The 15,904-nt window shown below is 61.0% G+C and carries 15 protein-coding genes; 12 read left to right on the top strand and 3 right to left on the bottom strand.

Annotation, left to right across the window (positions count from 1 at the left end; all coding sequences use genetic code 11):
* The 9 genes from BLR20_RS14755 to ssuE all read left to right on the top strand — a co-directional run.
* On the top strand, window positions 1-1,942 hold a 1,942-nt coding region (locus tag BLR20_RS14755; protein ID WP_074594782.1), incomplete at its 5' end, for a polysaccharide biosynthesis tyrosine autokinase.
* Between the two features lie 51 nt (window positions 1,943-1,993).
* A complete protein-coding gene (gene rfaH, locus BLR20_RS14750; protein WP_010434947.1) occupies window positions 1,994-2,506 on the top strand; it encodes a transcription/translation regulatory transformer protein RfaH in 513 nt (170 codons plus the stop codon).
* A gap of 84 nt (window positions 2,507-2,590) precedes the next feature.
* Window positions 2,591-3,592 (top strand): glycosyltransferase, encoded by a 1,002-nt coding sequence (locus BLR20_RS14745; RefSeq protein WP_054992598.1) that lies wholly within the window; start codon window positions 2,591-2,593, stop codon window positions 3,590-3,592.
* Window positions 3,589-4,794, top strand: a complete 1,206-nt coding sequence (locus BLR20_RS14740) for a glycosyltransferase family 4 protein (RefSeq protein ID WP_054992597.1) — start codon at window positions 3,589-3,591, stop codon at window positions 4,792-4,794. Before BLR20_RS14745 ends, BLR20_RS14740 begins: the two co-directional genes overlap by 4 nt.
* 111 nt (window positions 4,795-4,905) lie before the next feature.
* Complete coding sequence (locus tag BLR20_RS14735; RefSeq protein WP_054992596.1) at window positions 4,906-6,021, top strand: glycosyltransferase family 4 protein; 1,116 nt, start codon at window positions 4,906-4,908, stop codon at window positions 6,019-6,021.
* A 73-nt stretch (window positions 6,022-6,094) separates the two neighbouring features.
* A complete protein-coding gene (locus tag BLR20_RS14730) occupies window positions 6,095-7,324 on the top strand; it encodes a glycosyltransferase family 4 protein (protein WP_054992595.1) in 1,230 nt (409 codons plus the stop codon).
* Between the two features lie 13 nt (window positions 7,325-7,337).
* Window positions 7,338-8,747 carry an undecaprenyl-phosphate glucose phosphotransferase gene (locus BLR20_RS14725; protein WP_054992594.1) on the top strand — a complete coding sequence of 470 codons (1,410 nt, stop codon included), beginning with the start codon at window positions 7,338-7,340 and terminating at the stop codon, window positions 8,745-8,747.
* A gap of 80 nt (window positions 8,748-8,827) precedes the next feature.
* The gene (locus BLR20_RS14720) at window positions 8,828-9,916 is read left to right on the top strand and encodes a polysaccharide biosynthesis/export family protein (protein ID WP_054992593.1); all 1,089 of its coding nucleotides are present in this window, start codon (window positions 8,828-8,830) and stop codon (window positions 9,914-9,916) included.
* A 250-nt stretch (window positions 9,917-10,166) separates the two neighbouring features.
* Window positions 10,167-10,748 (top strand): NADPH-dependent FMN reductase, encoded by a 582-nt coding sequence (ssuE, locus tag BLR20_RS14715; protein ID WP_054992592.1) that lies wholly within the window; start codon window positions 10,167-10,169, stop codon window positions 10,746-10,748.
* Window positions 10,749-10,753: 5 nt separating this feature from the next.
* Here ssuE and BLR20_RS14710 read toward each other — a convergent pair whose 3' ends face one another.
* From BLR20_RS14710 to BLR20_RS14700, 3 genes are all read right to left on the bottom strand, one after another.
* Window positions 10,754-11,362, bottom strand: coding sequence for a LysE family translocator (locus tag BLR20_RS14710; protein ID WP_054992591.1), 609 nt, complete (start codon window positions 11,360-11,362; stop codon window positions 10,754-10,756).
* A 124-nt stretch (window positions 11,363-11,486) separates the two neighbouring features.
* Entirely contained in the window at window positions 11,487-11,768 is a 282-nt protein-coding gene (locus tag BLR20_RS14705) for a hypothetical protein (RefSeq protein WP_054992590.1), read from the bottom strand.
* Window positions 11,769-11,856: 88 nt separating this feature from the next.
* Window positions 11,857-12,747: a LysR family transcriptional regulator gene (locus BLR20_RS14700; protein WP_010434962.1), complete on the bottom strand. Its 891-nt coding sequence runs from the start codon at window positions 12,745-12,747 to the stop codon at window positions 11,857-11,859.
* A gap of 129 nt (window positions 12,748-12,876) precedes the next feature.
* Between BLR20_RS14700 and BLR20_RS14695 the strand changes: the two genes are divergently transcribed.
* From BLR20_RS14695 to BLR20_RS14685, 3 genes are all read left to right on the top strand, one after another.
* The gene (locus BLR20_RS14695) at window positions 12,877-13,578 is read left to right on the top strand and encodes a CoA transferase subunit A (protein ID WP_003391701.1); all 702 of its coding nucleotides are present in this window, start codon (window positions 12,877-12,879) and stop codon (window positions 13,576-13,578) included.
* A 42-nt stretch (window positions 13,579-13,620) separates the two neighbouring features.
* Window positions 13,621-14,277: a CoA transferase subunit B gene (locus BLR20_RS14690; RefSeq protein WP_010434964.1), complete on the top strand. Its 657-nt coding sequence runs from the start codon at window positions 13,621-13,623 to the stop codon at window positions 14,275-14,277.
* 204 nt (window positions 14,278-14,481) lie between these two features.
* Window positions 14,482-15,900, top strand: coding sequence for a short-chain fatty acid transporter (locus tag BLR20_RS14685; protein WP_010434966.1), 1,419 nt, complete (start codon window positions 14,482-14,484; stop codon window positions 15,898-15,900).
* Window positions 15,901-15,904: the final 4 nt, after the last annotated feature.

Genomic DNA, 15,904 nt, shown 5'->3' with positions numbered 1-15,904 from the left:
GATCGAGCTGATCAAGTCCCGCGCCCTGTTGGGCAAGGTCGTCGACGATCTGAAGCTCAGTACGCTCCAGACGCCCGACTTCTTCCCTGTGATCGGTCCTTATCTGTATCGCACCTTCAAGCCCGCACGCGACGGTGAACTGGCGCAGCCTTTGTTCGGCCTGACCCATTATGCGTGGGGCGGCGAAAAAATAGAGCTGTTCCAACTGGAAGTGCCGGAGCACCTGCTGGGTGAAAAGCTCACCCTGACCGCAGGCAAGCCGGGACAGTTCTCGCTCTACGATAACGAACACAATCTGCTGCTCGGCGGTGCCGTCAATCGCGTCGTCGAAGGCAAAGGGATCAAGATCCAGGTCGCTACGCTGCAGGCGCGGCCCGGTACCGATTTCACTGTCTCCAGACAACGCACGCTCAGCACCGCGCTGCTCTATCAGAACCGCCTGAAAATCATAGAGGCCGGCAGAGACTCCGGGATCATCTACCTGTCGATCGAGGACCAGGACGCACAGCGGGCCAACCGGATTCTCGATGAGGTCAGCCATCTGTATGTACGCCAGAACGTCGAGCGCAGTTCGGCCGAAGCCGCCCAGCGACTGCAGTTTTTGCGTTCGCAGTTACCGGCCGTGCGCAAGCAGCTGGAGGAATCGGAAACCGCGCTGAACACCTTCCAGACCAGTGCCCGATCGGTGGACCTGAGTATCGAGACCAAGGGGGTGCTTGATCAGGTGGTCAGTCTCGAATCGATGCTTTCCGAACTAAAGCTCAAGCGCGTCGAACTGGAGCGGCTTTATACCCGAGAGCACCCGACCTATCGCAGCCTGATGAGCCAGATGAACCAGCTGGAACAACAGAAACAGGGCCTGCTGAAGAAAATCGATGCGCTGCCCATGACCCAGCAGGAATTGTTGCGTCTGACCCGCGATATGCAGGTCATCAGCCAGACCTACACACTGATGCTCAACAAAAGCCAGGAGCAGGACATTCTGCGCGCCGGCAACATCGGCAATGTCCGGGTCATCGACAACGCGGACACCAATGTCGAAAGACCCGTCAAACCGATGAAGACGCTGATCGTGCTGATTGCCACGCTATTCGGCGCACTGGTCGCAATGACCATCGTTTTCGTGCGCCAGGCGTTCTATCGCGGCGTCGAAAGCGCCGAGGTCATTGAAAACCTGGGTATGCCGGTCTACGCGTCGCTGCCCCACTCGCGTCAACAGGAGCATCTGGACAAGCGCGACCCTGCCGGCAAGGACTCGAAGTTGCTGAGCATTGCCGCGCCCGCCGAGCTGGCGATCGAATCATTGCGCAGCCTGCGTACGAGTCTGCACTTCGCCATGCTTGAAGCACGCAACAACGTGCTGATGATATCCAGCCCGACACCGGGAGCCGGCAAGTCGTTTGTATCGAGCAATCTGGCGACCATCATTGCCCAGACCGGCAAACGGGTCCTGCTGATCGATGCCGACATGCGCAAAGGCTACCTGCATCGCCTCTTCGGTCTGCAACCCAAACACGGGCTGTCCGACGCACTGGCGGCGCGTCTGCGTTGCACCGAGGTCATCAACGCCACGCGTGTCCGGCATCTGGATTTCATCTCCTGTGGTTTCGCCGCGCCCAACCCCTCGGAACTGCTGATGCATGACAACTTCAACAAGATGCTTGCCGAACTGTCGCCGCTGTATGACCTGATTCTGATCGACACCCCGCCCATTCTGGCCGTGACCGACGCGACGCTGGTGGGTCGTCAGGCGGGCACTTGCCTGCTGGTGGCGCGCTTTGGCATGACCACCGTCCAGGAAATCGAAGCCTGCAAACGCCGTTTGGGGCAGAACGGCATCCTGATAAAGGGCGCCATTTTCAACGCGGTGGTGCGCAAGGCTACGACGTCCGACTACGACTGCGCCGCCTATGGCTACAACTACCACCCCGCGCCCCGATAGACGGGGCGCTGCTTGCCGCTGACCGAGCCGTTTCATTAAAAGGAATTAACCATGTCCCGCTCCGAACAGGATGTCCGCTGGTACCTGATCCAGACCAAACCGCGGCAGGAAGCCCGCGCCGAAGAGCATTTGCGGCGTCAGCAGTTTGAGTGCTATCGACCGCTACAGGCCGATGCCAAAAAAACCGGCATTCGGGGTCAGGCCGACGAGCCCTTGTTCCCCGGTTACCTGTTCATTCACATGGATCAGGTGCAGGACAACTGGTACCCGATCCGCTCCACCCGCGGAGTCTCGCGCATCGTGACCTTTGGCGGTCACCCGGTGCCGGTTCGCGATCATCTGATCGAGCAGATCCGCCAGCGACTGGCCACACCAGCGCCGAAAACACAGTTTGCCCGAGGGGACGCGGTGCTGATTACGCATGCCAGCTGGGGTGACGTCGAGGCCATCTTTCTGAGCGAGGACGGCACGCAGCGCGCAGTGATCCTGCTCAATATGTTGCAGCGTCAGCAAAAAGTGGTGCTGCCGATCAGCAGCCTGTCGCTAATCGAGGCCAGCGCCTAGCGCTGGAACCCGCCGCAATCTGCCGCTCGACGCGTCCTGAAAACATGCGTCGCACGCCCGTTTCACCCGCCTTGGAATCGCACCATGCCGCGCCAGACCACCCTGGTGACGCTCACCTATGGTGAACGTTTCAGCTATCTGCACACCCTGATCAGTCGCTCGCTGGAGAGTCCGCTGATCGGCCGTGTGATCGTTGTCAGCAATGCCTCCGTCGCGCCGCTGCATGCGCTGTGCGACGAGTGGCCCGATCAGGTTCAAGTGATCTGGCTATCGCACAACACCGGTTCGGCCAATGGCTACTCGGTGGGCATCAACGCCGCGCTGCAGGCCGGAGACGAGTGCATCTGGCTGATGGACGACGACAACGCGCCGACCGCGCACGCCATCGAGGTATTGCATCGGTCCTTGCGTGAACGGCAAGTCATCGACGGCCAGGACAACTGCGCGGTGCTCGGCTTTCGCCCCACGCATCAAGCCGATATAGCCGCAGGTGTACCGCTGCAATACGCGATTCAGCGACGCTCGAGTTTCTTCGGCTTTCACATCGCCCAGTTGCCGTACAAGATCTGGCGACGCCTGCCCTGGGGACAGCCAGATGCGGCCCGGCTGATGCCGGAACGCGTGCAACTGCCCTTTGCCACCTACGGGGGGCTGCTTGCCCATCGCAGCCTTTACGAAAAGATCGGCCTGCCACTGGATTCTCTCAAGCTGTACAGCGATGACAGCGAATACACCTGGCGCATCACCGACGGTGGCGGAAAGCTGTTTCTGGTGCCCGACGCGCGGCTGGATGATCTGGAAGATTCCTGGAACATCAAGGCACGTACGCGCAATGTCTATGAAAGCTACCTGCTGGGCGGATCGGATCTGCGCGCCTACTACGCAGCACGCAATCAGGCCTGGTTCGACAAGCATGTCTGGGCAGCCTCCACACTCAGCTATCGACTCAACCGCCGGGTCTTTCTCTGCCTTCTGAACCTGTATGCCTGGCGCTATGACGCGGCCCTGCGTCTGGACCTGCTCAACGACGCCATTCGCGAGGGCGAAGCCGGCAGGCTGGGCCTGAACAAGGCCTACCCACTATGAAAATCCTGTTCATCAACAGCCTCTACGCACCCGATATCGGTGGCGGCGCAGAAATCATTCTGCAACGTACCGTCGAGGGTCTGCAGCAGCGTGGGCACAGCGTCGCGGTACTGGCCACCACCGACCGGCCTGGCTTGCAACTGGCGGAGGTCAATCGGGTGAAGGTCTATCGGGCCGGCCTGCTCAACTGCTACTGGCACTTCATGGCCCAGCGCCCAGGCCGTCTGACGCGGTTTGCCTGGCACTGGCGTGATCGCTATAACGCAGACATGCGCGAGTACGTAGAGCGTGTGATGGAGCTGGAGCAACCGGAACTGGTGGTGTGCCATAACCTGACGGGCTGGTCGGTCTCGGCATGGGACCAGATCGCCCAGGCCGATTGGCCGATCGTGCAGGTCCTGCATGACTTCTACCTGCTCTGCCCGGCAAGCACGATGTTCAGAAAGGGCAAAAATTGCCAGCACCGCTGCACCACGTGCACACGGTTGCGCAGCCATCATGCACAACAGTCGGAACAGGTCGGCGCTGTGGTCGGTGTCAGCCGCTTCATGCTCGACACACTGCAGGCACAGGGTTACTTCAAGAACGCCAGAGGGTATGTGGTGCATAACGCCAGCCCGTTTACGCCAGCGAGTCGCGAGCAGCCAAGAGCACCTGTCGATACCGCGCCGTTGCGCTTCGGTTACTTGGGCACACTGTCGACCAACAAGGGGCTGGAGTGGCTGATCGATCAGTTCCAGCATCTGCCGTTCAAAGCCACCCTGCAGATTGCCGGGCGCGGACAGCCATCCGATGAAAAGCGCTTCAGGGCCATGGTCACATCCCCCGACATCAGCTTCGTCGGTTTTCAGAGACCCGAACATTTCTACCGCCAGATCGACGTGGCGATTGTGCCTTCCCTGTGGAATGAGCCGTTCGGCATGGTCGCGGTCGAGGCCTGCGCGCATTCGCTGCCGGTCATCGCCAGCCGCATGGGCGGGCTGACGGAAATCATTCAGGAACCGCTCAACGGTTTGCTGTGCAGCCCAGATGATCCGGACTCACTGGGGCTGGCGATGCTCAGGCTGCATCAGCAGCCCGAACTGCTGGCACGCCTCGGCAGCCAGGCGCGCAACAGCGTCGCGTCGTTGATGAACCTGGACCTGATGCTGGACCAGTACGAAAGCATCTTCGCCCAGACCTTGCAGGACCGCAGCACGTAGCACGTAGCACCTAACACGTAGCACGGCGCACGGGCGCAATCGCCCCCTTTGACGACATCACGGACACGGTGTGGCACCCGCCCGCTCACCTTCATCAGCAGGATGCTCAAGATGATTTTCATCAATGCACGGTTCCTTACCCAGGACATCAGTGGCGTACAGCGCTACGCAGAGCAGATGTGCAGAGCGCTGAAACGACTGCGCGACGATCTGGTATTCGTTGCCCCGCGCAATATCAGACGGCATGACTGCGCCAGCGCACTGGAGGCGCACTGCATCGGGCGCTGCACCGGGCATGCGTGGGAACAGATCGATCTGCCGCTGTACCTGAAGCGTCGTGGCAGTCCGCTGCTGATCTCGATCAGTAACACAGGGCCCATGCTGTATGGCAACCAGATTGCGACTCACCACGACATCAACTATGTGCGCTACCCGCAAAGCTACACCCGGCTGTTCCGGCTGGCCTATCGGACCATCACCCCGATCCTGCTGTCACGCGCCAGAACACTGATCACCGGCAGCCACTTCTCGCGCAAAGAAATATCCTCGTTCTATGGCTACGCCGAAGACAAGGTGCTCGTCTTACCGGCTGCGGTCAGCGACGATTTCATACCGGGTCCGACCACTGTCGATCAGCCTAAATACCTGCTGGCCGTTTCCTCGCCGGCCGTGCACAAGAATTTCAGACGCATGATTCAGGCCTTTCTCAGTCTGCGTGGCCACACGGATCTGCAGTTGCATATTGTCGGCGCAGCCAGTGGGTTGTTCGCCGACCCGAACCTTCAACACCTCGCCTGCCGTGATCCGCGTATCCGTTTTCTGGGTCGCCTCAGTGATGCCGAACTGATCACGCAATACCAGGGCGCTACCGCCTTCGTGTTCCCTTCGCTTTACGAGGGCTTCGGCATCCCGCCGCTCGAAGCCCAGGCTTGCGGCTGCCCGGTGCTGGCGGCCAACGCTGCATCGATCCCTGAAGTTCTGCAGGCCAGTGCACTGTATTTCGACCCACTGGATGTCAGCCACATGGCCGCAGCCATGCAGCGCATTCTGCTGGATGCGCCCTTGCGCAAGGCACTTCGTGTCCAGGGTCTGCAAAACGTCCAGCGCTTTTCCTGGGAGCTTTCCGCGCAGCGCCTGTCCCAACGCATCGATACGTTGCTGGCGTCCGGCCCAGAGGCGCAAAGCAGACTGGCCGTTACCGCCGAATCGTCCACCGGTAAACCCTGAATCCACAACAGCAACGCCAGGATGCGCGCCGTCGCGTCCGCAGTAGCGCGGGCCATTACAGCAAGGAACGCCCATGAGAATCGCTATCGTCCACGACTGGCTGGTGAGCTACGCCGGTGCCGAACGCGTGCTCGCGTCACTGATCAACGTCTGGCCCACTGCGGACCTGTTTGCGGTCATCGACTTCCTCAGCGATCAGGACCGCGCACACCTGCATGGCAAGATCGCCAGAACGACGTTCATCCAGAAGCTGCCCGGCGCCCGCAAACACTACTCGCGCTACCTGCCGCTGATGCCGCTGGCCATCGAGCAACTGGATCTGTCCGGTTATGACCTGATCATCAGCAGCAGCCACGCGGTGGCCAAGGGCGTGCTGTGCGGCCCGGACCAATTGCACGTCAGCTATGTGCACTCGCCGATCCGCTATGCCTGGGACCTGCAGCATCAGTACCTTCAGGAGTCAGGGCTGAGCAAGGGCATCAAGAGTGGTCTGGCGCGCCTGATCCTGCATTACATTCGCCTGTGGGACCAACGCACATCGACCGGCGTGGATGCCTTCATTGCCAATTCCGGGTTTATAGGAGCGCGCATCACCAAGGCCTATCGGCGCGACTCCACCGTCATCTACCCGCCAGTGGACACGCTCGGCTTCACCGCCCAGGGCGCGCGCGGAGACTTCTACATCAGCGCCTCGCGGATGGTGCCTTACAAACGCATGCCGATGATCGTCGAAGCCTTCGCCGCGATGCCTGACAAACGCCTGATCATGATTGGCGACGGGCCGGACCTGGCCAAGGCGCAGGCCATTGCCGGCCAGGTGAGCAACGTGACACTGCTGGGTTTTCAGCCAGGCAGCGTACTGCTGGAGCACATGCGCAGCGCCAGGGCGTTTGTCTTCGCTGCCGAGGAGGATTTCGGCATCAGCCCGGTCGAGGCCCAGGCCTGCGGCACGCCGGTCATCGCCTTCGCCAAGGGCGGCGTCATGGAGACCGTGCGCGGTCTGGATCACCCGCAGCCGACCGGCGTGTTCTACCGACAGCAAACGGTCGCGTCACTGAGCGCCGCCATCGGCGAATTCGAAGCGGCGCAATCGCGCATCTCTCCCGAGGCCTGCCGGGCCAATGCCGAGCGGTTTTCGGTCGTGCGCTTCGAGCAGGAGATCAAAGCCTTCGTCGAGGGCCGCCTGGCCATCTCGCACAGGGCTCATATGGCGCGCCCGCCTCAGTCGCAATGGGTCGTTCAAGCATCGCCGGAGGCAGGCAGCGAACTGCCAGGCCGTGTCGTCTCCCTGAAAACCGTCTGAGCGAGCCCTCCCAATGCGTACTTCAGTCCGCGGCATTCTGCGTGCCCATCAGTCAGCGCTTTCGCTTGCCCATCGCTTGCTGGACCTGACCGTCATCGTGCTGATCGGGTACTGGCAAACCGGGCTGACGGTCACCGGCAGCACAGAAGCCTGGTCGCACATTTTCCTCGCGGTGCTGGTCTTTCACTGGGTCAGCGAGTATCACCAGCTATATGGCTCATGGCGTGGCGAGCGCATCCTGCGCGAGCTGACCAAGGTCTTCAGTTACTGGGCGATGACCTTCATCACCCTGCTGTCGCTGAACAGCCTGCTGCTCAGCCAGACGCAATTGCCCGATAACGGCCAGATGAGCTGGTTCGCGCTGGCACTCGCCGTGCTCTGCGGCTACCGGCTGCTGATCCGTCTGACCCTGCACACGTTGCGTCGGCGTGGCTTCAACACGCGTCGGGTGGCCATCGTCGGCACCGGCCAGGTCGGCGAGCGGCTGGCCCGGTCCATCGCCCTTGCGCCCTGGATGGGCCTGATCCTGCTCGGTTTTTACGACGCGCACCCGCAGCAGATGAATCTGCAGGCACACAAGCGCCGCCCGCCAGTACTGGGTGACCTGCAGCAGTTGATCGAAGATGCCCGCGCAGGCCGGATCGACAAGGTGTACATAACCCTCGCCTTCAGCGCCGAACCGCAACTGCGCGAGTTGATCAGCGGCCTGAGCGACACCACCGCCTCGGTATATCTGATTCCGGATGTGTTCATGTTCGACCTGCTGCATGCGCGCAGTGAAAGCATCAACGGCCTGGCCAGTATCAGCATTTTCGACTCGCCCATGGACGGTGCCTGGAGCCTGGCCAAACGTGCCGAAGACATCGTGCTGTCGAGCCTGATCCTGTTGCTGATCGCTGTGCCGCTGCTGACCATCGCGGCAGCCATCAAGCTCACCTCGGCCGGCCCGGTGCTGTTCCGCCAGCGCCGCTACGGGCTGGACGGCCGCTCGATCATGGTCTGGAAGTTCCGCAGCATGAGCGTCCAGGAAAACACCGACGTGGTGCTTCAGGCGACACGCAACGACCCGCGGGTAACGCCGCTCGGGCGCTTTTTGCGCCGGACGTCGCTGGATGAACTGCCGCAGTTTTTCAATGTGCTGCACGGCGACATGTCCATCGTCGGCCCACGCCCCCATGCCATTGCCCATAACGAGCAGTACCGCGGGCAGGTCAGCGGCTACATGTTGCGCCACAAGGTCAAGCCCGGCATCACCGGCTGGGCGCAGATCAACGGCTGGCGCGGCGAAACCGACACGCTGGACAAGATGCGCATGCGCGTCGAATTCGACCTGGAATACATCGAGCACTGGTCGCTCTGGCTGGACCTGAAAATCATTCTGCTGACGCTGCTCAAGGGGTTCGTCAACAAGAACGCCTTCTGATGCCGGCGCTGACCTGAGCACCCACCGAACACCCTCGGTACGCAACGAGAAAGGAGCAATGCCATGAAAGGAAAAACGTCATGAATCGAAGCTTTACTGCGTTACTGCTGGTCAGCCTGGCGCTGCAAGGCTGTGCGTTCGCGCCGGGGCAACATATGACGCCGGATGACGTCACCCTCGATACGCCGGACGAACCCCGGGCACAGTTGATCGAAGTCACCCCGAAAACCCTGCAGCAACAGCAACTGCGCGCCACTGCAGAGGCCAAGGCCCTGCCGCAGGCGCTGCTGGACTACAGGACTCCGGAATACGTGATCGGTGCTGGCGATACCTTGCTGGTTACCGTGTTCGAACACCCGGAACTGACCGCGCCCGGCTCACAGGACCAACTGGATGCCAACACCCGGGAAGTGCTCAACGACGGCACGCTCTACTTCCCCTATGTAGGTAAAATCCGCGCGAGTGGCAGAACGGTCAGCGAGGTTCGTGAGCAGTTGCGCATGGGCCTGGCGCCGCAGTACACCGAGGTCAAGGTCGACGTCAAAGTGCTGCGCTACAACAGCCAGCGAATACTGCTGTCCGGTTCCTTCAAGGTCCCCGGCCCGCAACCGATTACCAATATTCCGTTGAGCCTGGTGCAGGCGGTGAGTGTCGCCGGCGTCGACCTGACCGATGCCAACCTGGCCGGGCTGACCTTGCGCCGGGAGGGCAAGGATTACCTGATCGACATCGACTCGCTGAATCGCCGGGACTCGCAACTGAGCCGGATCTTCCTGAAGGATGGCGACTACCTGCACCTCAACAGCAACTCGCGAAACAAGATCTACGTGCTGGGCGAGGTCCGTAACCCTCAGGTGATCTCGTTCGGCACCACCCGCCTGACGCTGCTCGAGGCGTTGGGAAATTCCGGCGGACTCAGCCCGGACAGCGCAGACGGCGATGCGGTGTACGTCATACGCGGTGCGGAAAACTTTGCCCAGGCGCCCTCCACCGTCTACCACCTCAATGCCAAAAAGCCCACCGCTTACCTGCTGGCGGGGCAGTTCGAGCTCAAGGCGCAGGATGTGGTGTTCGTCGGCCCGGCCGATATCACCCGCTGGAGCCGCTTCATCAGCCAGTTGCTCGGCTCGGCCAGTGTGATACAGACCGGTGCGGCCTTTCGCAACTGACCCAGGCGGCGGTTCTCCAATCTCCCTGCACGCGGTTGTGCAGGGATTTTTTTTGCCCGTCGCACAACGCCAGACTGTTGCCAGAGCAACAGCTGTTCAACAGTTGACGGGTTTTGCATCAGCGCGGCGATCCCGCTCTCGCGGTACGCAACACACGCAGAGCCAATGGCTGCGGGCCATAGCCAGACGCACAAGAAGGCTGGCACATAAGCTGCTTTGCAGATTTACGCTTATCGCAAGGACATCCCACATGCGCGTCGTTTCACTTTCAGGCAGTCCCTCCCCCAGATCCCGTTCCGGCGTTGTGCTGGCCCACGCCAGCCGCTGGCTGCAGAGTCACGGCATTGAAGTCACCACATTGCGCATACGCGACTTCAATGCCGAGGATCTGCTTTTCGCCCGCTTCGACAGTCCGCAGGTACTGGAATTGATCGAAGCGGTCAGTCAGGCCGATGGCCTGCTGATCGGTACGCCGGTGTACAAGGCATCATTTTCCGGTGCACTGAAAACCCTGCTCGACTTGCTGCCCGAGCGCGCGCTGCATGGCAAAGTGGTCTTGCCGCTGGCCACCGGCGGCAGTATCGCGCACATGCTGGCCGTGGATTACGCGCTCAAGCCGGTGCTCTCGGCGCTCAAGTCACAGGAAGTGCTGCACGGCATCTTCGCCATCGATACCCAGGTCAGCTACGACGACAACGAACAGGGCGGTACGCTGGACGAAATCCTCACCGAGCGTCTGCATGAAGGGCTGGAACATTTCCACCACGGTCTGCAACGCCGCTTGCAGGCGCGTCACAAGCAGGCTGGCGGGCATTTGCAACTGGCGTTGTAGAACCTTCAATGCTCGATGAACAGCGGATACAACGAGGCCACCAACAGCGCTGCCATCACGCCGTTGAAAATACGTAACCCGAGCGGATCGCGCAGAACGTTGCGCAGCAAGCTGCCAAAGCCTGCCCAGACGCCCACGCTGGGCAGGTTGATCAGCGCAAACACTGCCGAAATCACCACCACGTTGTAGAAGTAGCCCTGCATGGGGGTGTAGGTGCTGATTGCCCCGATCGCCATGATCCAGGCCTTGGGATTGACCCATTGAAAGAGCGCAGCGCTCATGAAACTCAGCGGCTTGCCCTGGCTGTCGACGTTGTCGGAGGCCGGCCCCGAGGTGGCGATTTTCCAGGCCAGGTAAAGCAGATAGGCAGCGCCCACGTAGCGCAGAATCGTGTAGAGAACCGGCCAGGCCTTGAACACACTGCCCAGACCGAAGCCGACGGCCAGCACCAGAACGAAAAAGCCGACACTGATACCCAGCATGTGCGGCATGGTGCGACTGAAACCGAAGTTCACGCCCGAGGCCAGCAGCATCATGTTGTTGGGGCCGGGAGTGATCGAGGTGACGAACGCGAAGAGTGTGAATGCCAGAAGCAAATCGAAAGAGAGAAACATGCTGCCTGTCCGGATCAGTGAGTCAGGTACTCACCCTATCGAAGGCGGTCAAGGAAACACACGGACAGTTGACGGCCAATTACAGCAGTACAGTTTTTACGGAAAGCCATGTTCAGGCAGACTGTTAGCCTTGTGGCTGCTGACCCGCGATACCCAGGTCGACACTCGTTTCGCCTTTTTCATCGAAGTCCCGCGCCTGCTGGATCTGTGGGTCCGCCATCAATTGCGCCTTGCGTGCCTGATACTCATCAAACGACAGACCGCGACGGTTGAGGTCTTCAAGGGCCAACTGATGGCTTTCTTCAGCGCTGAATGCCCGCTGCTCGACAGCGTGGTGAGTGGAGCAGCCGGAAACCAGTGCAACAGTAAATGTCAGGACAAGCGCAAGGGCGAGCATACGGTTCATCGGGGGCCTCCGGTCGGGCTTCATTTCAGGAATGAAGCAAGGTTACGCCCGCCCCCGACGCAGCAAAAATCATCCGCCGTGATAGTCGCTATCGACTGTTGCGAGCATTCTCGATCAACACTTCGCACAACGCCTGGGCAGCCGCTGAAAGCTTGTGATCGGCGAGCATCATCAGCCCGATACGCCGCTCGATCAGCGGCTCTACCAGCGCAATGCAGCAGGCCCCCAGTTCCTGCATCTGCCCGATGCACAGCGACGGCACCGCGCTGACGCCCAGGCCATTGGCGACCATGCGCCCGATGGTCGACAACTGATGGCTCTCGAACGCGACCGCCAGCTTGCCATGGCGAGGCTCGATGGCCTGTTCCAGGAGCAAACGTACCGCCGACGGGCGTTGCAGGGCGATGAAGTCTTCACGCAGCAGTTCTTCCCAGGCGACCTCGCGCCGCTCGGCCAGCGGCGACTCACGGGGCACCACGGCGACGAAGCGGTCCATATAGAACGGAGTAAACGAAAGGGCACTGTTCGACTCGGGCTCAAAGCCGATACCCAGTTCGACACGGCGATGGCGGACCATCTCCAGCACTTGCTCGTTGATCACGTCATGCACCGCCACATTGACGCGCGGGTAGCGCCCACGAAACACCTTCAAGGCCGCTGGCAGCAGATTGCCGGCGAACGACGGCATGGCGGCGACCGACACCCTCCCCATTTGCAGGGTAAAACGCTGACGCAGCAGTTCTTCGGTGTTGTCCCAGTCGGCCAGCAACTGGCGCGCCAGCGGCAACAGGGTTTCGCCTTCGGGCGTCAGACCCACATTGCGCGTGGTGCGCGTCAACAACTGTCCGCCAAGGTCTTCTTCCAGGCTTTTAATCGTCAGGCTCAAGGCCGGTTGCGAAACGTTCAGCCGCTCTCCGGCCTGAGCGAAGCTCAGGTACTGCGCTACGGCCAGAAAAGCGCGAAGCTGCTTCACGTTCATATATTTGCTTTTCTTATGAATTGATCAGAAAAACAAAATTAACAAATCAGTCCCGTCGAGAGAAGATGCAGGTCACCCGATCCTCCGGCAGTGCGACTGCCGGTCAACAACTATAAAAGGCGGATCATCATGGCTGGACTCGATAAACGAGTAGCGACCTACGAAGAAGCCCTCGCCGGGCTGACCGACGACATGACGGTACTCTGCGGCGGCTTCGGCCTGTGCGGCATCCCGGAAAACCTGATCGCGCAGATCAAGCGCATGGGCATCAAGGGCCTGACCGTGGTTTCCAATAACTGCGGCGTTGACGGCTTCGGACTCGGCATCCTGCTGGAAGACCGGCAGATCCGGAAAATGATTTCGTCCTATGTGGGCGAGAACGCCTTGTTCGAAAAACAGCTGCTCAGCGGCGAGCTGGAAGTCGAACTCACGCCACAAGGCACCCTGGCGGAAAAACTGCGCGCCGGTGGCGCGGGCATTCCCGCGTTCTATACCGCGACCGGTTACGGGACGCCGGTCGCCGAAGGCAAGGAAACCCGTCAGTTCAACGGCCGCAACGTGATTCTGGAAGAGGCCATTACCGGTGATTTCGCGCTGATCAAGGGCTGGAAAGCCGACCATTTCGGCAATGTCATCTATCGTCATACCGCACAGAACTTCAACCCGGTGGTGGCCACCGCCGGACGGATCACCGTGGTCGAGGTCGAGGAAATCGTCGAGCCCGGCGTGCTGCTGCCCACCCAGATCCACACCCCCGGCATCTACGTCGACCGGGTCATTCAGGGCACTTTCGAAAAACGCATCGAACAGCGCACCGTCAGAAAATCCTGATAGCGCAGCCTTGGTCCTACAACAACAAAGAGGCTTCAGACGATGGCACTTTCCCGCGAACAAATGGCTCAACGTGTCGCCCGTGAACTCAAGGACGGTTATTACGTGAACCTTGGCATCGGTATTCCGACCCTGGTGGCCAACTACGTGCCCGATGACATCGACGTCATGCTCCAGTCGGAAAACGGCCTGCTGGGCATGGGCGCCTTCCCGACCGAAGACACCATCGACGCGGACATGATCAATGCCGGCAAGCAGACGGTCACCGCACGCGTCGGCGCATCCATTTTCTCGTCGGCCGAATCCTTTGCGATGATCCGCGGCGGCCATGTCGACCTGACGGTGCTTGGCGCTTTCGAGGTGGATATCGAAGGCAACATCGCTTCGTGGATGATCCCCGGCAAGCTGGTAAAAGGCATGGGGGGCGCGATGGACCTGGTGGCGGGTGCCGACAATATCATCGTCACCATGACCCATGCGTCGAAGGACGGCGAATCCAAACTGCTCACCCGTTGCAGCCTGCCGCTGACCGGTGCGGGCTGCATCCGCAAGGTGCTGACTGACCTGGCGTACCTGGAAATCGAAAACGGCGCATTCATCCTCCGCGAACGCGCGCCGGGGGTCAGCGTGGAAGAAATCGTGGCCAAAACAGCAGGCAGGCTGATCGTGCCGGACGACGTCATCGAGATGAGTTTCTGAGCGCAGGCATCTTTGACGCGCCTCTCGTTGCCACACGCTCGTGTGGCCTGCACAACCGTATGACGCAGAGCGTCACGAAATGCATAGCCAGCCCCCATCGTTCCCACGCTCCAGCGTGGGAACGCCGTTCTGGACGCTCTGCGTCCGCAATAGTCGGCTGTTCAAGTAACTCCCCGATAATAATTACAAAAAGAGGTGCCCCAGATGGCCGCCAACATAGAAGAAAGCCGCTCCGCCCGATTTGCCTTGCGCTGCGCGGCGTGGGCTGAACGCTGGTTTCCTGATTCATGGGTATTTGCCGCACTGGCGGTGGTCATCGTCACGCTGGCGACGCTGGCCATCGGCGCACGTCCGGCAGAGGCTGCCAAGGCATTCGGTGACGGGTTCTGGAGTCTGATTCCGTTCACCATGCAGATGGCCTTCGTGGTCATCGGCGGTTACGTGGTCGCCAGCTCACCGCCTGCGGTGCGCCTGATCGACCGCCTGGCCCGGGTGCCGCGCAACGGCCGTTCGGCAGTCGCCTGGGTGGCGCTGATTTCCATGCTCGCTTCGCTGCTCAACTGGGGCCTGTCGCTGGTGTTCGGCGGCCTGCTGGTGCGTGCCCTCGCACGCCGCACCGACCTGCGCATGGATTACCGTGCAGCGGGCGCGGCAGCCTATCTGGGCCTGGGCGCGGTCTGGGCGCTGGGGCTGTCGTCTTCGGCCGCGCAACTGCAGGCCAACCCGGCCAGTCTGCCGCCGTCGATCCTGGCGATTACCGGCGTGATCCCGTTCACCGAAACCATCTTTCTCTGGCAATCCGGGGTCATGCTCGCCGCGCTGGTGGTCATCTCACTGATCGTTGCCTACGCCACCGCGCCGGGTCCGAACAGCGCCCGCGATGCCAAAGCCTGCGGTGTCGATCCGGCCTTCAATCTGCCGCCACTGCCGCCCCGCACACGGCCCGGTGAATGGCTGGAATACAGCCCGCTGCTGATCATCCTGATGGTGCTGCTGGGGGTTGGCTGGCTGTTCAACGAGTTCTCGAACAAACCGGCGATCACCGCCATTTCCGGGCTCAACACCTACAACTTCCTGTTCATCATGCTCGGCGCCCTGCTGCACTGGCGACCGCGCAGTTTTCTAGACGCCGTCGCACGGGCGGTGCCCACCACCACTGGCGTGCTGATTCAATTCCCTCTGTACGGTTCGATCGCCGCGCTACTGACGACGGTCAAGGGCGGCGACGCGCAGACCCTGGCGCATTACATCTCGACGTTCTTCACCAGCATTGCCTCCCACGACACTTACGCGATTCTGATGGGGGTCTATTCGGCCATATTGGGCTTTTTCATTCCGTCAGGCGGCGGCAAGTGGATCATCGAAGCGCCCTACGTGATGCAAGTCGCCAACGACCTGCAGTACCACCTCGGCTGGGCGGTACAGATCTACAACGCAGCCGAAGCCTTGCCCAACCTGATAAACCCGTTCTACATGCTACCGCTGCTGGGTGTACTGGGCCTGAAGGCGCGTGACCTGATCGGCTTCTCGTTCGTGCAGTTGCTGGTCCACACGCCGCTGGTGCTGTTTCTGCTCTGGGCACTGGGCACCACGCTGGCTTATGTACCACCGGTAATGCCCTGAAGGG

This window comes from Pseudomonas congelans, assembly GCF_900103225.1.
GTDB lineage: Bacteria > Pseudomonadota > Gammaproteobacteria > Pseudomonadales > Pseudomonadaceae > Aquipseudomonas > Aquipseudomonas congelans.
This window is presented reverse-complemented; position numbering and strand designations above follow the sequence as displayed.